Raw genomic sequence first — 17530 nt, forward strand, 5'->3', positions numbered from 1 at the left:
CGGGGGTCCACTCAGCTCATCGAGCAGTCGGGCGAGGGCGCGTCGAAGGCCTCGGCGGCGGGGATGGTCTTGACGGGCTCGGTGTAGTCCTCGGCCTCGGTGGCCTTCGCCGGGTCCTTGACCTTCACCAGGTACGCGTCGTGCACCACGCGGTGGTCCTCGGCGCGGATGGTGGCGTTGCGGGCGAAGAAGTCGTTGAACTCGGCCCCGTCGAGCTTCTTGGACACGTCCTCCGCCTTGTCGGTGCCTGCCTGCTGCACGGCCTCGAGGTAGCGGGTGGCGGCGGAGTAGTCGGCGGCCTGGACGAACGTGGGGCGGACCCCGGTCTTGTCCTTGAAGCGGTCGGCCCAGGCCTTGGCCTCGTCGTCCAGGCTCCAGTACCAGGCGGTGGTGAAGCTGGTGCCGGCGAGCTTGTCGGCGCCGATGGCCTTGATGTCGGAGTCGAAGAGCAGGCCGATGGCCAGCCCGATCCCGGCGTCCTTCAGCTTGAACTGCTCGTACTGCTTGACGACGTTGGCCAGGTCGCCGCCGGCCTGCAGGGCGCCGAGGATGTCGGGCTTGGGCTTCATCGCCTTGGCCTTGAGCAGGAAGGTGGAGTAGTTGTCGGCGGGGAACGGGGTCGGGTCGCCGGCGACGATCTTCCCGCCGGCGCCGGTGACGGCGGCGGAGAACTTCTTCTGCATGTCCTGCCCGAACGCGTAGTCCGGGTAGATGGTGTACCAGTTCTTCCCGCCCTGCTTCGCGACCGCGGCGCCGGTGCCCTGGGCGAGCATGTAGGCGTCGTAGGCGTAGGCGTAGGTGTACGGGTTACAGGTCTTGCCGGCGAGTTCGGTGGTCGCGGCGCCGGTGTTGAAGTACAGCTTCTTGACCTGGCCGGCGACGGTCTGCACGGCGAGGGCGGCGGAGGAGGTCGGCACGTCGAAGAGGGCGTCGGCCTTGCGGCGTTCGTACATCTCCTTGGCCTGGGTGTTGGCGATCTCCGGCTTGTTCTGGTGGTCGGCCTTGATGACCTCGATGTCGTCGGTGACGGCCTTGTCGCCGTACTTCTTCCTGAAGTCGGCGACGGCCATCTCCACCGCGGCGACGGAGTTGGCGCCGGCGAGGTCGGCGTAGACGCCGGACAGGTCGGTGAGCACGCCCAGCACGATCTTGTCGTCGCTGATCTTCCCGCCGCCGGAGCTGGGGCCGCCCCCGCCGCAGCCCGCGAGCAGGGTGCCGGCCGCGACGGCGGCGAAGGTGGATACGAGTCTGCGCTTCATGGGTGGAGCCTCCAGGTCAAGGAACAAGGGGGGTGCGGGTGGGAGGGGGTCACAGTCCGAGGTGGGCAAGGAGTTCGTCCTCGCGGCTGCTGACGCCCGCGTTGTCCAGCTCCAGGGCGATCCGGCCCTGGGAGAGGAGGTAGTGGCGGTCGGCGACGGTGGCGGCGAAGCGGAGGTTCTGCTCGACGAGGAGGACGGCGACGCCGTGTTCCTTCGCCTCGCGGAGGATCTCCCCGATGCGCTGGACGATCACCGGGGCGAGGCCCTCGGTGGGTTCGTCGCACAGCAGCAGCCGGGCGCCGGTGCGCAGCACGCGGGCCAGGGCGAGCATCTGCTGTTCGCCGCCGGAGAGCTTGGTGCCCGGGGAGCGGCGGCGGGCGGCGAGCACGGGGAAGGTGTCGTAGATCCGCTCCAGGGGCCACGGCGCGGGGCCGTCGGTGGTGAGGGCGGGCAGGGTGAGGTTCTCGTGGACGGTCAGCGTCGCGTACATGCCGCGGTCGTCGGGTACGTAGCCCAGGCCCAGGCGGGCGCGGCGGTGCGCGGGCAGTCGGGTGATGTCGCGGCCGTCGAGGTGGACGGTGCCGGTGGGCCGCGGGTGCAGGCCCATCAGGCAGCGCAGCAGGGTGGTCTTGCCGGCGCCGTTGCGGCCCACGAGGGTGACGACTTCGCCGGCGCCGATCGTCAGATCGACGTCGTGCAGGACCTCGGCTTCTCCGTAGCGGGCGCCCATGCCCTTGATCTCAAGCAACCTCGGCTCCCAGATAGGCCTCGACGACACGGGGATCGGTCTTCACCTGCTCGTACGGGCCCTCGGCGAGGATTTCCCCGCGCTGCAGGACCGTGACGGTGTCGGCGAGGGTGCCGACGACGCTCATGTTGTGTTCGACCATGACGACGGTGCGTCCGGCGCGGATCCGGCCGACCAGTTCGACGGTCCGCTCGACGTCCTCCAGGCCCATCCCGGCGGTGGGCTCGTCGAGCAGCAGGACCTTGGGGTCCAGGGCGAGTGCGAGGGCCAGCTCCAGGGAGCGTTTCTGCCCGTACGGCAGGGCTCCCGCCGCCCGCTCGGCGACCTTCTCCAGGCCGACCTCGGCGAGGAGTTCGCGGGCCCGGGCGGTGAAGCGGCTCATGCGCTTCTCCGACACCCACAGGCGCCGGCCCAGCCCGGTGCCGGCCTGCAGCGCCAGCTCGACGTGCTCGCGGGCCGTCATCTGCGGGAAGAGGCTGGTGACCTGGAAGGACCGGGCGACGCCGAGCCGGGCGATGCGCTCGGGCGGGGCGCCGGTGATGTCCCTGCCGTCGAGTTCGATACGGCCGGAGGTGGCCGGGAGGAATCCGGTGAGCAGGTTGAACAGGGTGGTCTTGCCGGCCCCGTTGGGGCCGACGAGGGCGTGGACGGTGCCCTGGAGTACGGCGAGGTCCACACCGGACACGGCGTGGAATCCGTTGAACTCCTTGCCCAGTTGGTGCGTACGCAGGACGGCATGGCGCAGTGTCATGGTGGCCTCGGGTGGACCGGCGGGGGAACGCGGACCGGCGGGGGTACCGGCGCGGTGGGAAGCGGTGGCCGGCGGCTGCCGACGTGTCGATGACGGTAGAGACGGGGGACGGCGGCGGCTACGGAGGGAAACTCCACAAGCCACTCGGCACCGGTGTGGCTCTCCTCCACCCCGGCCGATCGGGCTCCACGCCGTGCGGTGGACGTGTGCTCCAGCGCGGCGGGTACGGGACTGTGGCTCTTCTCCGTGGCCCCCGGGTACGGGGGCCGCCCACCATGTGCGCCACGGCCATCACGCGGGCGCCGCGACGCGCGCCCCGGCACCCGTACCCGTATCCGCACCCGAGAGGAACCCATGCGTCCCAGAACCGGCGTGGCGCTGCTGAGCGCCGCCATGTTCGCCTTCACCCTGCAGGCCCCGGCCTCCGGCGCCCCGGCGCGGTGCGCCGGGGAGCACCGGATCGACGTACCGGGCGCCGAGCTGCAGACCACGGCCTGTCTGCCCGACCTGACGACCACCGGCCTGGCCGGCACCACGTACACCGACGCCGCCGACTGGGCGTCCCTGGCGGCGCGGGACACCGTCCGCCCGTCGGGCGTCCCCGGCATCCAGGTCGACGGCTACTTCCCCGACGGCTCGCACCTGAACGCCACCCACGGCTGGGCCCACGACGCACAGTTCGTCGTCCGCCTGCCCGAGCACTGGAACGGCAAGCTCGTCGTCACCGGCGCGCCCGGGACCCGCAAGCAGTACTCGCTGGACGGGGTCATCTCCGACTTCGTCCTGGCACAGGGCTACGCGTACGCCTCCACCGACAAGGGCAACAACGGCCCCGACTTCTACACCGACGGCGACCGCCCCGGCGACGCGGTCGTCGAGTGGAACCGTCGTACGACCGAGCTGACGCTGGCCGCGAAGGCCGTGGTGAAGCAGGCCTACGGGCGCCCGGCGCGGCGCACGTACATGACGGGCGTCTCCAACGGCGGCTACCTCACCCGCTGGCAGCTGGAGAACCGGCCGGAGCTGTACGACGGCGGCGTCGACTGGGAGGGCACCCTGTGGCGCCCCGACGGCCCCAGCCTGCTCACCTCGCTGCCGACCGCCGTGGCCAACCAGCTCGGCCAGGTCCCCGACGAGGCGATGTACGCGGCCGGGTTCGCACCGGGCTCGGAGTTCCTGTGGCCGTACCACCGGTCGGCGTACTGGGGCCTGACGCAGAAGAGCTACCGGGCGGAGTTCGACCCCACGTACGACCCGGCCTGCCCCGGCGCCTCGGCGGGCACCACGCTGCCGGAGATCCTGGCGCCCTGCGCCTCGGACGCCGCGTACGACTACGCCGCGCGGCCCGCGGCGGTGCACCGGGCGGTGGAGCGGGTGTCGCTCACCGGCCGGATCGGGAAGCCGATGCTCACCCTGCACGGGACGAACGACTCGCTGCTGCCCATCCGCACGGACTCCGACGTGTACGCGGGGCTGATCGAGGACCAGCACCGGGGAGCGCTGCACCGGTACTACACCGTCCAGGACGGCACCCACGTCGACAGCCTCTACGACACGTACCCGGACCGGCTGCGCCCGATCCTGCCCTGCTTCCTCACCGCGTTCGACGCGATGACGGCGTGGGTCGAGGACCGCACGCCACCGCCCGCGAGCGGCCTGGTGGCCAGGCCTGCCGCGGGCGATGTGGTCAATTCCTGCACGCTGTCCTGATCCCTCAGCCGGCCAGCTTCCGCAGCCCCTCGAGGCTGGAGGCGGTGGTCGGCTCCCAGCCCAGCTCGCGGCGCGCCCTGGCGTTGGACACGTGCATCGACGTCTTCATCATCGTGTGCACGTAGGGCGCCGCGAACCTCAGCAGCCACATCGGCACCGTCCGCGGCCGCGGCGTGCCGAACACCTCGGCGGCGCGGCGGATATGGTCGGTGAGGCTGACCGCCGTGTCGTCGACGATGTTGTACGCCCGGCCCGCCTCGCCCCGCTCCAGCGCCAGGAGCGTGGCGCGGCCGGCGTCGCGCAGGTCCGTCCAGTTGAGCACGCCGCCGCCGTCGGCGACGGGCAGCTTGCGGGCCCGCAGCAGCTCGACGATCGTGTCGGTGCCGCCGACGCCGAACCCCGGCCCGTACAGGGCGCCGAACCGCAGGGACACGCCCTCGATGCCGTCGGAGTGGAACGTCAGCCGCTCCTTCTCCCGGAAGCCGGCCAGATGCGGCTCGACGGCCGCGCCCTGGCCCTGCGGGGCGAACGGGGTGTCCTCGGTGACCGGCGTGTCGCCGAAGTCGCGGTAGCCGTAGCCGACGTGCATCGACTCCGAGACCAGGCGCTTGGCGCCGATCTCGCGGGCGGCGTCCACCAGGTTGGCCGTGCCGGTCGTACGCAGCCGGTCGGTGCCCGCCATCTGCGAGTGCCGCAGCGGGGTACTGCTCAGCGCGGTCGCCGCGTGGATCACGGCGTCGGCGTGCTGACCGTCCAGCGCCCGCAGCAGCCCCTCGCGGTCCAGGAGGTCGGCGCGGACGAACTCGGCGCCCATGTCCTTCAGCGCGCCCGAGCCGTCCGGCGTACGGCCCAGCGCGATCACCTGGTGGCCGGCGGCGGTGATCTCCCACGCCATGTGCCTGCCGAGGACCCCGGACGCTCCGGCGATGAGAACTCGCATCTCAGTCATTCCCTTCGGGTGTTCGTTGCTCCGTCGCTCTCTGTCTTCGAGTCAACCGCGCAGGTCGGCGGGGGTCCAACGAATGTTGCGCCGCCTCGACAAGCGATAGTTGTGAGCGCTGGCGGGGGCCGCTACGGTCGCGTTCCGTGGACTTCGATCTCGCCCAGGTACGGGCCTTCGTGGCCGTCGTCGAGCAGCGGCACTTCGGCCGCGCGGCCGCCGGTCTCCATCTCACGCAGCAGGCGCTGTCCCGCCGGGTACAGCGGCTGGAGCAGCTGCTGGGCGCCCAGCTGTTCGTACGCGACAGCGCCGGCGTCCAGCTCACCGCGGCCGGCGAGCGGTTCCTGCCGCACGCCCGGCAGCTGCTGGCCGTGGCCGACGCCGCGACGTCCGTGCTGGCGCCCGCCGGGAAGCCGCTGCGGGTGGACGTCTGGGGCATCCAGCGGTTCGTCCCGTACCGCTTCGTCGAACAGCTCGCCGCGCTGCGCCCGCCGCTGCCCGTGGAGCCCAGCATGCGGCGCAGCACCTGGGCCGCGATGGAGGCGCTGCTGCGCGGCGAGGTCGACGTGGCGTTCGGCCGGGTCCACGACCTCGACCGGCCCTGGCCGCAGGAGCTGCGCCACCGCATCGCCTGGCTGGAGCCGATCGCCCTGCTGGTCACCCGCGACCACCGGCTGGCGTCGGCGGCCGAGGTGCGCCCCGGGGAGCTGACGGAGTGCGAGCTGGTCTCCCTCGCCCCGTCGACGGCGCCGGAGATGGTGGGCTGGTACGAGGCGTTCGCCGCCGACTTCGGGATCACCCTCGACCGGAGCGACGCGCTGCTGGGCTTCCCCCAGTCGTACGTCGCCCGGGCCGAACGCGAGCCCGACCTGGTGGCCCTGCACCCCGCCGGCCTGCCCGACCTGCCGGAACCCCTGCGGATGGTCCCGCTCGCCGGGCCGGTCCCGCATCTGCCGTGGTCGGCGATCTGGCGCCGCGACGACCGCGACCCGGTGCTGGCCCGCTTCCTGCACGAGCTGTCGGAGGCGTGCGGGGAGGTCCGCCTCGACCCGGAGAAGGACTGGGTGCCGGCGGCGGACCGGGAGGCGCTGTAGGCGTCCACCAGAGCCCACTTACGGCGATCCGGGCGGCCGACCGGCTGCACGAGCCGATGCGGCCGGACGGTGCCGGACTGGCCGCACGAGTTCGCGGACGCTCTTGAGGAACAGCGCCCCATGCGGCTGTCCGACGGACGGGAGCCACAGTCCGCGCGGCGCACGGTGGAGCACATCGCCATACCGGTGGCGCCCTCCTCACCGTACCGTCCAGGAAACGCCGGGGTCATGACAATGACCCGGGCTCGACGGAACCGGTCAGGAGGCCCCCCATGCCCCGCCCATTCCCGGACCGACACCATCCCCTCCCCCTGCCCGCAGCGCTCGTCGCCCTCGTCCTGGCGGTGCTCACCGCGCTGCTGGGACCGGGCGCGACACCGGCCCGGGCCGCCACGCTCACCGAGGTCACGGGCTTCGGCTCCAACCCCGGCAACCTGCAGATGTTCCGGTACGTGCCCGACGGGCTCCCCGCCGGCCGGCCGCTGGTCGTCGCGCTGCACGGCTGCACGCAGTCCGCGGCCGGCTTCTACGACGACACGGGCTGGAACAGCTGGGCCGACCGGTACGGCTTCGCGCTCCTGCTCCCCCAGCAGCGGTCCGCGAACAACGCCACCTCCTGCTTCAACTGGTTCCAGTCCGGTGACACCGCCCGCGGCCAGGGCGAGGCGCTGTCGGTGAAGCAGATGGTGGACCGGATGACCGCCGACTACGGGAGCGACACCGCCCGGGTGTACGTCACCGGCCTGTCCGCCGGTGGCGCCATGACCTCCGCGCTGGCCGCCGCCTACCCGGACGTCTTCGCCGGCGCCGCGGTCGTGGCGGGCATCCCGGCCGGCTGCGCGACCTCCCTGCTGGACGCGTACACCTGCATGAACCCCGGCCGGAATCTGAGCGCCGCCCAGTGGGGCGACAAGGTCCGCGCCGCCGACCCGGGCTACACCGGGCCCCGGCCCGTGGTGTCGGTGTGGCACGGCAGCGCCGACACCACGGTGGCGCCCGCCAATATGACGGAGCTGGTCGAGCAGTGGACGGACGTCCACGGCACGGACGCGACGCCGGAGGTCAGCGACACGGTGGCGGGCCATCCGCACCGGGTGTACCGGGACGCGGCGGGGCGGGACGTCGTGGAGACGTACTCCCTCACCGGGATGCCGCACGGCCAGGCCGTCGACCCGGGGACGGGCGCCGACCAGTGCGGGATCGCCGGGCAGTACTTCCCCGACGTGAACCTGTGCGCGTCGCGGCGGATCGCCGCGTTCTGGGGTCTCGCCGGCACCACCGACCCCGGTCCGGATCCCGACCCGGACCCCGATCCCGAGCCGACGCCCGCGTGCTTCACGGCGACGAACTACGCCCAGGTGGCCGCGGGCCGGGCGCACCAGTCGCTCGGGTTCGTGTACGCGAACGGCTCGAACCAGGCCATGGGGCTGTACAACATCTTCACCACGCACACCCTGGCGGAGACCGCCCCGGGATACTTCGAGCTCGCCGACGCGGGGTGCCCGCCGCAATAATCGCTCGCGCTCCGCACGGACTCACCCCACGATGGAAACACGGACGCAGGAGGGGGCGGGCGAATGCCGGGACCGCGGGGATTCGAGTACGCGGCACGTGGTGACGGGTCGGTGGAGATCCGGCACCACGGCCGTCCGGCGACAATCCTGCGCGGCGACCGGGCCGCCCGCTTCCTCCGCGAGGTGACCGCGGGCGACGCCCAGGAGGTCATGGCCCGCTGGACCGGCAACTACCGCCGGGGCAACGAACGCACCGCCCGCAATCATCCGCGCAACAGCGGGCGGCGGTAGCGGGACGCCTCAGTTGGGTGTGCCGGGGGTGGCCGGGAGCAGGTCCGGCTGCCAGGACTCCAGACGGTAGAACTCCAGGACCTCCAGCAGGAGCTCGTCGAGCGCCCCGCCCGGCCCCGGCTCGTCCGCGTCGGAGACGATGACGCGCGGCGGGGCGGACAGCCGGGCGTGCACCGCCAGCCGCAGCGCGGGGGCGTCGTCGATGTCGATGTCCTCGTCCAGCACCCAGATCTGCCCCGGGGCCGCCAGCAGCAGCGGATCACCGGCACACGCGCGGGCGCACACCAGACTCCGCGCCCGGTCCGGCGCCAGCAGGTCGGAGGCGACGAGCTCCGCGCTGAGCCGGTCCTGGACGGCCGTCGCCTGCGCGCGGCCGAGCAGGCTGCCGAGGGCGGGGCAGTCAGAGGATTCGGTCGTGATCATCTGCGCTACTTTCGGTTCTCTCCCGCCGGCTCCGGAACCGAGCCGGGTGCCCCCCGAGGCAGACACAGTAACCGCTGTCCCCGAGACGCCGGGAAGCGCATCCCCGAAACGGCCCCGCACGCGGGCTTGTTGATCAACGAAACCCCTCTGACCTGCGGAAACATTCCGTCGCCGACGATCTTCCGACAACATTGCCATGAGTGGGCTCAATTAATTGAACGACAACCGACTCCGAGAGCATCGTCCATACCCTCGTCCACCCGAGTTTCCGGCACTCCTGCCGCCGCATACCTTGACATGACTGGACTCAAGTTTTATGCAGGATATGGGGAGCCCGCCGTCAGGGAGGAGACCGGGAATGACTCGCGTGGTGGGGATCGATCTGGGCACGACGAACTCGGTGGTCAGCGTGCTGGAGGGTGGTGAGCCCGCCGTCATCACCAGCGCGGAGGGGTCGCGTACCACCCCGTCCGTCGTGGCGTTCGCCAAGACCGGCGAGGTGCTGGTCGGCGAGATAGCCAAGCGTCAGGCCGTGTCGAACGTGGACCGTACGGTGCGCTCCGTGAAGCGGCACGTCGGCGAGGGCGACTGGAGGTTCCCGGAGAGCGGGTCCGTCGACGGGAAGCGGTTCACGGCGCAGGAGATCTCCGCCCGGGTGCTGCAGAAGCTGAAGCGCGACGCCGAGTCATATCTCGGTGACACGGTCGCCGACGCGGTGATCACCGTGCCGGCGTACTTCAATGACTCCCAGCGCCAGGCGACCAAGGAGGCCGGGGAGATCGCCGGGCTGAAGGTGCTGCGGATCATCAACGAGCCGACGGCCGCCGCCCTCGCGTACGGGCTGGACAAGGAGGACGACCACACGGTGCTGGTCTTCGACCTCGGCGGCGGCACGTTCGACGTGTCGCTGCTGGAGATCGGCGACGGCGTCGTCGAGGTCAAGTCGACGTCCGGCGACACCCGGCTGGGCGGCGACGACTGGGACCAGCGGATCGTGGATCATCTGGTCACCCGGTTCCGCAACGGCCACGGGGTGGACCTCTCCCGGGACAAGATGGCCGTGCAGCGCCTCCGGGAGGCCGCCGAGAAGGCCAAGGTCGAGCTGTCGTCGTCCAGCGAGACGACGGTGAACCTCCCGTACATCACCGCCTCCGCCGCCGGTCCCCTGCATCTGGAGGAGAAGCTCACCCGGGCCCAGTTCGAGCAGCTCACCCAGGATCTGCTGGAACGCTGCAAGATCCCGTTCCAGCAGGCCGTCAAGGACGCCGGGATCAAGGTCTCGGCCGTCGACCACGTGATCCTGGTGGGCGGCTCGACCCGGATGCCGGCGGTGACCGAGCTGGTCAAGCGGCTCACCGGCAAGGAGCCGCACAAGGGCGTCAACCCGGACGAGGTGGTGGCGGTCGGCGCCGCACTGCAGGCCGGGGTGATGAGGGGCGAGGTCAAGGACGTCCTGCTGCTCGACGTCACCCCGCTGTCCCTGGGCATCGAGACCAAGGGCGGCATCATGACGAAGCTGATCGAGCGCAACACCACGATCCCGACCCGCCGTTCGGAGATCTTCACCACCGCCCAGGACAACCAGCCGTCCGTCAACGTGCAGGTCTTCCAGGGCGAGCGGGAGATCGCGGCGTACAACAAGAAGCTCGGCATGTTCGAGCTGACGGGGCTGCCGCCGGCACCGCGCAACGTGCCGCAGATCGAGGTGTCCTTCGACATCGACGCGAACGGCATCATGCACGTCACGGCGAAGGACCTGGGCACGGGCCGGGAGCAGAAGATGACGGTGACGGGCGGGTCCGCGCTGCCCAAACAGGACATCGACCGGATGGTGCGCGACGCCGAGCGGTACGCGGAGGAGGACCGCGGGCGGCGCGAGGCGGCGGAAACGCGCAACCAGGCGGAGCAGCTGATCTACCAGACGGAGCAGCTGATCCGGGAGAACGCGGAGCGCATCGCCGCCGGGGACCGCACGGCGGCGGAGGAGGCGCTGGCGGAGCTGAGGACGCAGCTCGAGGACACCTCGACCGACAGCACCCCGGCGCTGCGGCAGGCGATCGACAAGGCGGCCGGGGCGGCGCAGCGGATCGGCGCGGCGCTGTACGCGAACGCCCGGCAGCAGAGCGGCGGGAGCGAGGCCGGGGACGGGGCGCCGGACGGGACGTCCGCCGGGTCCGGCGCGTCCGGGCGGGAGCAGGAGGAGGTCGTGGACGCGGAGATCGTGGACGACGACTCGCCGCGCGGCGCCGCGTGACGGTACGGCCCGCGGCTCCGGTCCGGAGCCGCGGGCCCGGCGGTCAGGCCGTCGCCGGCAGCCAGACGCAGGCGTGGAACGGGCCGTTCGCGTCCCATTCGTACGCCGGCGGCAGTGCGGCCCGGCCGGCGACGACGCCGTTGCGGTTGGCCTCGACCGCCTGGAAGTTCAGGCCTCCGAGGGAGGACAGCTGGACGAGCTCACCGGTGTCGATGCGGAAGGTGTACGCGAAGGAGTTCGGCGCGAAGACGTTGCCGATCACCAGATCGCCGCGAACCTGCTCGATCTCCGTGACTCCTCTGTGCGTCGGGACCTCGACCAGCGCCCCGGTGCGCAAGTCGTACGTGAACGCCTGCGAGGAGGTGCTGCCTCCCACGGTGTGCCGGTCGACGACCGGCCGGACCATCATCCACCAGTCGAGGTCGGTGAGACGTCCGGTCCGCAGGTCGTAGGCGAACGCGTTGGACGCGGACGAACCGACGACGGTACGGCCGTCCACGTCGGTGGCCCGGCTGGCCCGCCCCTCGATCGTCCCGATGTCCGTCATGGCACCGGTCCTCGAGTCGTACGCGAACGCGTGCCGCTCGGACTGACCCGGCACGTCGGAGTCACCCACCACCACCGAACCGTCGACCGCCGTGGCGTCACTGGACCCCGACGCCCCCGCCAGACTTCCCAGGTCCGTCATCACCCCGCTCCGCAGGTCGTACGCGAACGCATGGGTCACGGTGTCCCCCGCCAGCGTCGACCGGCCCACCACCGTATGCCCCTGGACCGCCGTCACCACGCTCGTGCTCCCGCCCAGCGTCCCGAGGTCCCGCAGCCTCCCCTTCCGCAGGTCGTACGCGAACGCGTGCTCCACCCCCGCCTCCGGCAGCTCGGACACCCCGACGACGTACGGCCGGTCCACGGCCACCGCCCGGCTGTCGTTACCGCCGAGCGTGCCGAGGTCGGTCATCCGGCCCCGGCGCAGGTCGTACGCGAAGGCGTGCGTCGCGGCATCGCCCGCCGTCAGTGAATCCCCCACGACGGTACGGCCGTCGATCCCCGTCGCGGTGCTGGTCTTCCCGCCCAGCGTCCCCAGGTCGACCACGGTGTACGCCGGCGCCGCCGACGCCTCCCCCGCGGCCGCGAACAGCCCGGCCACGCACGCGAGCGCGGCGGCGCAGGCACGTAAGCGCAATGCCCTCATCGATGAATCCCCCCACAAGAAACCGGACCCCCCACGGACCCGGATCAACAGGGCGCGCCGCAATTCCCCGTGCGCGCCCCCCTCGTTCCTACGCCCGCGCCGCGCCGCAGGCCAGGGCGCGCGGTCCCACATACGCCGACTGACAGGGCCCCGACATACGGCAAGAGGCGCACGGCTAGAGTCACGCCCGTGACGATTGCTATCAATGCGCAGGGGCTGCGCAAGCGGTACGGGGATGTGCAGGCGGTCGACGGGGTGGATCTGGAGGTTGCCGAGGGCGAGTTCTTCGGCATCCTCGGGCCGAACGGGGCCGGCAAGACGACGACGATGGAGATGATCGAGGGGCTGCGCGAGCCGGATGAGGGGAGCGCCGAACTGCTCGGCGTGAAGTCCTGGCCGCGCGACAGGGGGCTGCTGCGGCGGATCGGTGTCCAGCTGCAGGCGTCGGCGTTCTTCGAGAAGCTGACGGCGCGGGAGCAGATCCACACCTTCGGCTCGCTGTACGGGGTGTCGCCGGAGCGGGCGGACGAGATGCTGGCGACCGTCGGTCTGACGGACAAGGCGGGTACCCGGGAGGACAAGCTCTCGGGCGGGCAGGCGCAACGGCTGTCCATCGCCTGCGCGCTGGTCCACGATCCGGAGCTGGTGTTCCTGGACGAGCCGACGACGGGGCTGGACCCGCAGGCGCGGCGCAATCTGTGGGACCTGCTGAGGGAGATCAACGACGCGGGCCGCACGGTGGTGCTGACGACGCATTACATGGACGAGGCCGAGACGCTCTGCGACCGCGTGGCCGTGATGGACGCGGGCAAGGTGCTGAAGGTCGGTCCGCCGCGGGAGCTGATCGCGGAGTTGGGGGTGGAGTCGCTGGAGGACGTGTTCCTGCGGCTGACCGGACGGGAGTACCGCGAATGAGCACGTTTCTCAGCCTGTCGAAGGCGATGGCCCTGGGCCTGCTGCGGGACAAGGCGGCGGTGTTCTTCACCCTGCTCTTCCCGCTGATGTTCCTGCTGCTGTTCGGGGCGCTGTTCAAGGACGCGGGTCCGGCGCAGGGCACGGTGGTGCAGATCGGGCGGGTCCAGGTGCTCGACGAGCTGCCGGCCGACGCCCGCAAGGCACTGTCGGACGTCCTGAAGATCGAGAAGTCCAAGGACCGCGAGCAGGCACTGGAGGACGTGCGCAAGGGCGACGTGGACGCGGCCGTCTGGCAGAACGGCGACACCGTCGAGGTCCGCTACTCCGCGACGGACGCGGTCGCCTCGGGCACCATCACCCAGGTGCTGGGGTCGGTGGTCGACAAGGCCAATGTGGCGGCCACCGGGCAGCCGCCGGCGTTCCGGCTGGCGCTGGACCGGGTGGAGGACAAGTCGCTGCAGGCGATCCAGTTCTTCACCCCCGGTCTGCTCGGCTGGGCGGTGGCGATGGGCGGTGTGGTCGGCTCGGCCATCGGGCTCGTCAACTGGCGCAAGAAGCGCATCCTGCGGCGGCTGTGGCTGTCGCCCGTCTCCCCGGTGCCGGTGGTGTCGGCGCGGATCGGGGTGAGCCTGCTGCTGGCGTTCGCACAGACGGCGATCTTCATTCTGGTGGCCACACTGCCGTACTACGGGCTGAAGCTGACCGGCGACTGGTGGCTCGTGCTGCCGCTGGTGGCGTGCGGGACGCTGGCGTTCCTGTCGATCGGGCTGCTGATCGGCGCGCTGGCCAAGTCGGAGGAGGCGGCGAACGGGATCGCGCAGATCATCATCCTGCCGATGGCGTTCCTGTCCGGTGCGTTCTTCCCGCTGGAGGGGGCGCCGGGCTGGGTGGAGAAGGTGTCCTCCGTGATGCCGCTGCGGCATCTGGTCACCGCGATGGAGGACGTGCTGAGCCGCGGCGGCGGCTGGGGCGAGGCGCTGCCGGCGATGGGCTGGATGCTGGCCTTCGCGGCGGTGTTCACGGCGCTCGCGGGGAAGCTGTTCCGCTGGGACGCCGCCTGACGCCTGACGGCACGTACTGATACGAACGGCGCCCCGCCGACATCGGCGGGGCGCCGTCGTGTCCGCACCATTGCCGGGGCTGGAGCGGTCCGCTACTGTCACGCCAGCATCTCGAACGTGTGTCGAAATATCGAACGTCCCGAAACGAGGTGGAGGGCAACCGCCGTGCGTATCACCGGTATCACTACCCATGTCGTCGGTACCCCGTGGCGCAATCTCACCTACGTCCAGGTGCACACGGACGAGGGCCTGACCGGCGTCGGCGAGACCCGGATGCTCGGGCACACGGACGCGCTGGTCGGCTATCTGCGGGAGGCGGAGGCCAACCATGTCGCCGGGTCCGACCCGTTCGCGGTCGAGGATCTCGTACGCCGGATGAAGTACGGCGACTTCGGGCGGGCCGGGGAGATCGTGATGTCGGGCATCGCCGTCGTCGAGATGGCGTGCTGGGACATCAAGGGCAAGGCGCTGGGCGTGCCCGTCTGGCAGCTGCTGGGCGGCGAGGTCACGGACCGGGTCAAGGCGTACGCGAACGGCTGGTACACCGTCGAGCGCACCCCGGAGGCCTTCCACGCCGCCGCCCGCCGGGTCGTCGAGCGGGGTTACCGGGCGCTGAAGCTCGACCCGTTCGGGACCGGGCACCTCGAGCTGGACCACGCCGAGTCGCTGCGGTCGATCGCCCTGGTGGAAGCGGTACGGGACGCCATCGGGCCGGAGACGGAGCTGATGCTCGAGATGCACGGCCGCTTCAGCCCCTCGACCGCGATCCGGCTCGCGCACGAGCTGGAGCCGTACCGCCCGGCATGGCTGGAGGAACCGGTGCCGCCGGAGAACCTCAAGGCCCTCGCCAAGGTCGCCGCGCGGACGGACCTGCCCGTGGCGACGGGTGAACGCATCCACGACCGGATCGAGTTCCGCGAGCTGTTCGAGTCGCAGGCCGCCGACATCATCCAGCCGGACGTCGGCCACATCGGCGGCATCCTGGAGGCGCGCAAGCTGGCCGCCACCGCCGAGACCCACTACGTGATGGTCGCCCCGCACAACGTCGGCGGGCCGGTGCTGACGGCGGCCTCGCTGCAACTGGCGGGCTGCACCCCGAACTTCAAGGTCCTCGAGCACTTCAACGACTTCGCCGACGCGGAGATCAAGAAGGTGGTCAAGGGCGCGCCGGAGGTGGTGGACGGATACTTCCGGCTGCCGCGGGCCCCGGGCCTGGGGGTGGAGCTGGACGTCGACGCGGCCGCGGAGTTCCCGCAGCAGCGCGCCCGGTTCGATCTGTGGGCCGAGGGCTGGGAGAAGCGCGACCCCGCGGCCGAGGAGCGGCCGTGACCCCGGCGTACCGGGCGGTCGTGCTGGACGCCCCGGGCGCGGCGCGGATCGCCGAGGTCCCCCTTGCGGCGCCCGGCCCCGGCGAGGTGCGGGTACGGGTGCGGGCCGCGGGGATCTGCGGCAGCGACCGCGAGGTGTACGACGGGACGCGGCCGGCCCCGTACGTGCGCTATCCCGTCACCCCGGGCCACGAGTGGGCCGGGACGGTGGACGCGACCGGCGCCGGCGTCGACCCCGGGCTCGCCGGGCGGACGGTCGTCGCCGAGGGGTTCGTGTCCTGCCGGACGTGCGAGCGGTGCCGGGCCGGGGAGACGAGCCTGTGCACCGCCCCGTACGACGAGACGGGCTTCACCCGGCCCGGCGCCTTCGCCGAGTACGTGTACGTCCCCGCCCGGCTGCTGCACGTCCTCCCCGACGACGCCGACCCCCGCGCCGCCGCCCTGCTGGAGCCCGCCGCCGTGATCGCCGCGGCCGTGCTCACCGCCCGCCCCCGGCCGGCGGAGCGGATCGCGGTGGTGGGGGGCGGCACCCTGGGCCTGCTGGCCGTCCAGCTGCTCGCCGCCCACTCCCCCGCCGCGCTGCTGCTGGTCGAGCCGCGGGGCGAACGCGCCCGGCAGGCCCGCGGGTTCGGCGCCACGGCGACAGCGACACCGGCCGAGGCGGACGCGTACACCGGCGCTCACGACCTGGTCCTCGAGACGGCCGGCGCCCCCGGCTCCGCCGCCCGGGCCGTGACCCTCGCCCGGCGCGGCGGCCGGGTGGTCCTCACCGGCATCCCGAAGCCCGGGGCACACGGCGTCGACCCCGTGGACCTGGCGCTGCGCCAGCTCACCCTGCACGGCGTCTTCGGCGCCCCGTCCGCCGCCTGGTCGTACGCGGTCCGGGCCTTCGGCGCCGGCCTGCTCGCCCCTGCACCGCTGATCACCCACGAACTGCCCCTGGAGGACTACGACAAGGCGGTGCACCTCGTCGGCGGCGGCGACCCCACGGTGGGCAAGGTCCTGCTCCGTCCCTGACCCGCGTACCCCTGCCACCCGTCCCGAACGTCGACCGAGATCTCGAACACGTGAAAGGACTCCCGTGCCCCACTCCCCCGGAGAACCGGCCCTCGGCCGCCTCGGCTTCCCCACCGCCGAGCCGCGTGCCGCCGACGCCTCCCCCCACGCCTTCCCGGACGGCGGCCGCTGGCGCACCGAGATCCCGTCCGTCGAGGGGCCCGAGGCCCTGGCCGTCGTACTGAAGGAGAGCGAGCACCTCGGCGTTCCCGTGCACCGGATCAGCCAGGGCAGCGGCGTATGGATGCTCACCGACGCGGAGATCACCGAGATGGTCGGGCTGTGCGCGGACCACGGCGTCGAGCTCTGCCTGTTCACCGGCCCCCGCGGCACCTGGGACACCGGCGCCGCGACCCGCACCCTGTCCGGCGGCGCCGGACTGCGCGCCCGCGGTCACGACCAGGTCGCCGGCTGTGTGGAGGACGCGCTGCGGGCCGCCTCCCTGGGCGTGAAGTGTCTGCTGGTGGCCGACGAGGGCGTGCTGTGGCTGCTGCACCGGATGCGCGCGGCCGGTGAGCTGCCCGCGGACACCACGATCAAGGTCTCCGCCCTGGTCGGCCCGGTGAACCCGGCCGCGTACAGCGTCTGGGAACGCCTCGGCGCCGACTCCCTCAACGTGCCCTCGGACCTCACCCTGCAGCACTTCACCGAGATCCGCCGGGTCAGCGCCGCCCCCATGGACCTGTACGTCGAGGCGCCCGACGACCTCGGCGGCTACGTCCGGATGTACGACGCGGCGGAGCTGATCCGCCGCGCCTCACCGGTGTACCTGAAGTTCGGCCTCAGCAAGGCCCCGGGCATCTACCCGTACGGCGCCCACATGCGCGACCTGGTGCTGGCCACCGCGCGGGAGCGGGTCCGGCGGGGCCGGCTGGTGCTCGACCTGCTGGCCCGCCTCGGCGCCGACGCAGGCATGTCCCCCCTCGGCTCCCGCCTCCCCGGCACCCTGCACCGCTTCCCCCTCCCGCACGTCCCCACCCCCGAAGGGAACTGA

At 72.1% G+C, this 17530-nt stretch carries 16 protein-coding genes; 10 read left to right on the plus strand and 6 right to left on the minus strand.

Features of this window, described 5'->3' with window-relative positions:
* Positions 1–11: 11 nt before the first annotated feature.
* From SRB5_RS01995 to SRB5_RS02005, 3 genes are read right to left on the minus strand one after another with little or no spacing between them, the layout of a single operon-like run.
* On the minus strand, positions 12–1259 hold the full coding sequence (locus tag SRB5_RS01995) for an ABC transporter substrate-binding protein (protein ID WP_153449610.1): 1248 nt from the start codon (positions 1257–1259) through the stop codon (positions 12–14).
* 49 nt (positions 1260–1308) lie between these two features.
* Complete coding sequence (locus SRB5_RS02000; RefSeq protein WP_194292805.1) at positions 1309–2007, minus strand: ABC transporter ATP-binding protein; 699 nt, start codon at positions 2005–2007, stop codon at positions 1309–1311.
* A complete protein-coding gene (locus SRB5_RS02005) occupies positions 2000–2758 on the minus strand; it encodes an ABC transporter ATP-binding protein (RefSeq protein WP_153449611.1) in 759 nt (252 codons plus the stop codon). Before SRB5_RS02005 ends, SRB5_RS02000 begins: the two co-directional genes overlap by 8 nt.
* Before the next feature lie 354 nt (positions 2759–3112).
* On the opposite strand from SRB5_RS02005, the gene SRB5_RS02010 reads away from it, so the two are divergent.
* A complete protein-coding gene (locus SRB5_RS02010; RefSeq protein ID WP_153449612.1) occupies positions 3113–4468 on the plus strand; it encodes a tannase/feruloyl esterase family alpha/beta hydrolase in 1356 nt (451 codons plus the stop codon).
* Between the two features lie 4 nt (positions 4469–4472).
* Here the strand turns inward: SRB5_RS02010 and SRB5_RS02015 are convergent, their stop codons facing one another.
* Positions 4473–5408: an NAD-dependent epimerase/dehydratase family protein gene (locus SRB5_RS02015; RefSeq protein ID WP_153449613.1), complete on the minus strand. Its 936-nt coding sequence runs from the start codon at positions 5406–5408 to the stop codon at positions 4473–4475.
* A gap of 146 nt (positions 5409–5554) precedes the next feature.
* Here SRB5_RS02015 and SRB5_RS37370 point away from each other — a divergent pair, with 146 nt between their 5' ends.
* The 3 genes from SRB5_RS37370 to SRB5_RS02030 all read left to right on the plus strand — a co-directional run bounded on the left by SRB5_RS37370 (position 5555) and on the right by SRB5_RS02030 (position 8307).
* Positions 5555–6502, plus strand: coding sequence for a LysR family transcriptional regulator (locus tag SRB5_RS37370; RefSeq protein ID WP_153449614.1), 948 nt, complete (start codon positions 5555–5557; stop codon positions 6500–6502).
* 272 nt (positions 6503–6774) lie between these two features.
* Complete coding sequence (locus SRB5_RS02025) at positions 6775–8016, plus strand: extracellular catalytic domain type 1 short-chain-length polyhydroxyalkanoate depolymerase (RefSeq protein ID WP_153449615.1); 1242 nt, start codon at positions 6775–6777, stop codon at positions 8014–8016.
* Positions 8017–8079: 63 nt separating this feature from the next.
* Positions 8080–8307, plus strand: a complete 228-nt coding sequence (locus SRB5_RS02030) for a hypothetical protein (protein WP_153449616.1) — start codon at positions 8080–8082, stop codon at positions 8305–8307.
* Between the two features lie 9 nt (positions 8308–8316).
* Here SRB5_RS02030 and SRB5_RS02035 read toward each other — a convergent pair whose 3' ends face one another.
* Positions 8317–8730 carry a hypothetical protein gene (locus SRB5_RS02035; RefSeq protein ID WP_153449617.1) on the minus strand — a complete coding sequence of 138 codons (414 nt, stop codon included), beginning with the start codon at positions 8728–8730 and terminating at the stop codon, positions 8317–8319.
* A gap of 358 nt (positions 8731–9088) precedes the next feature.
* On the opposite strand from SRB5_RS02035, the gene dnaK reads away from it, so the two are divergent.
* A complete protein-coding gene (dnaK, locus tag SRB5_RS02040; protein ID WP_153449618.1) occupies positions 9089–10984 on the plus strand; it encodes a molecular chaperone DnaK in 1896 nt (631 codons plus the stop codon).
* Between the two features lie 43 nt (positions 10985–11027).
* On the opposite strand, the gene SRB5_RS02045 is transcribed toward dnaK, so the two are convergent.
* Positions 11028–12176, minus strand: coding sequence for a hypothetical protein (locus SRB5_RS02045; RefSeq protein WP_194292806.1), 1149 nt, complete (start codon positions 12174–12176; stop codon positions 11028–11030).
* 189 nt (positions 12177–12365) lie between these two features.
* Between SRB5_RS02045 and SRB5_RS02050 the strand changes: the two genes are divergently transcribed.
* The 5 genes from SRB5_RS02050 to SRB5_RS02070 all read left to right on the plus strand — a co-directional run bounded on the left by SRB5_RS02050 (position 12366) and on the right by SRB5_RS02070 (position 17530).
* A complete protein-coding gene (locus tag SRB5_RS02050) occupies positions 12366–13091 on the plus strand; it encodes an ABC transporter ATP-binding protein (RefSeq protein WP_323376796.1) in 726 nt (241 codons plus the stop codon).
* Positions 13088–14152 (plus strand): ABC transporter permease, encoded by a 1065-nt coding sequence (locus SRB5_RS02055; RefSeq protein ID WP_153449620.1) that lies wholly within the window; start codon positions 13088–13090, stop codon positions 14150–14152. The genes SRB5_RS02050 and SRB5_RS02055 overlap by 4 nt, the downstream gene beginning before the upstream one ends.
* Positions 14153–14317: 165 nt before the next feature.
* Positions 14318–15481: a mandelate racemase/muconate lactonizing enzyme family protein gene (locus SRB5_RS02060; protein ID WP_323376798.1), complete on the plus strand. Its 1164-nt coding sequence runs from the start codon at positions 14318–14320 to the stop codon at positions 15479–15481.
* Positions 15478–16497: a zinc-dependent alcohol dehydrogenase gene (locus SRB5_RS02065; protein ID WP_323376800.1), complete on the plus strand. Its 1020-nt coding sequence runs from the start codon at positions 15478–15480 to the stop codon at positions 16495–16497. The genes SRB5_RS02060 and SRB5_RS02065 overlap by 4 nt, the downstream gene beginning before the upstream one ends.
* Before the next feature lie 64 nt (positions 16498–16561).
* Entirely contained in the window at positions 16562–17530 is a 969-nt protein-coding gene (locus SRB5_RS02070) for a hypothetical protein (RefSeq protein WP_323376802.1), read from the plus strand.

It is taken from the genome of Streptomyces smaragdinus (assembly GCF_009604385.1).
Taxonomy (GTDB): Bacteria; Actinomycetota; Actinomycetes; order Streptomycetales; family Streptomycetaceae; genus Streptomyces; species Streptomyces smaragdinus.

Excerpts from the sequence above, each read along its gene's own strand:
- SRB5_RS01995 (WP_153449610.1), bottom strand. The coding sequence starts at position 1,259 with ATGAAGCGCAGACTCGTATCCACCTTCGCCGCCGTCGCGGCCGGCACC.
- SRB5_RS02005 (WP_153449611.1), bottom strand. The coding sequence starts at position 2,758 with ATGACACTGCGCCATGCCGTCCTGCGTACGCACCAACTGGGCAAGGAG.
- SRB5_RS02010 (WP_153449612.1), top strand. The coding sequence starts at position 3,113 with ATGCGTCCCAGAACCGGCGTGGCGCTGCTGAGCGCCGCCATGTTCGCC.
- SRB5_RS02015 (WP_153449613.1), bottom strand. The coding sequence starts at position 5,408 with ATGCGAGTTCTCATCGCCGGAGCGTCCGGGGTCCTCGGCAGGCACATG.
- SRB5_RS02025 (WP_153449615.1), top strand. The coding sequence starts at position 6,775 with ATGCCCCGCCCATTCCCGGACCGACACCATCCCCTCCCCCTGCCCGCA.
- SRB5_RS02030 (WP_153449616.1), top strand. The coding sequence starts at position 8,080 with ATGCCGGGACCGCGGGGATTCGAGTACGCGGCACGTGGTGACGGGTCG.
- SRB5_RS02035 (WP_153449617.1), bottom strand. The coding sequence starts at position 8,730 with ATGATCACGACCGAATCCTCTGACTGCCCCGCCCTCGGCAGCCTGCTC.
- dnaK (WP_153449618.1), top strand. The coding sequence starts at position 9,089 with ATGACTCGCGTGGTGGGGATCGATCTGGGCACGACGAACTCGGTGGTC.
- SRB5_RS02045 (WP_194292806.1), bottom strand. The coding sequence starts at position 12,176 with ATGAGGGCATTGCGCTTACGTGCCTGCGCCGCCGCGCTCGCGTGCGTG.
- SRB5_RS02055 (WP_153449620.1), top strand. The coding sequence starts at position 13,088 with ATGAGCACGTTTCTCAGCCTGTCGAAGGCGATGGCCCTGGGCCTGCTG.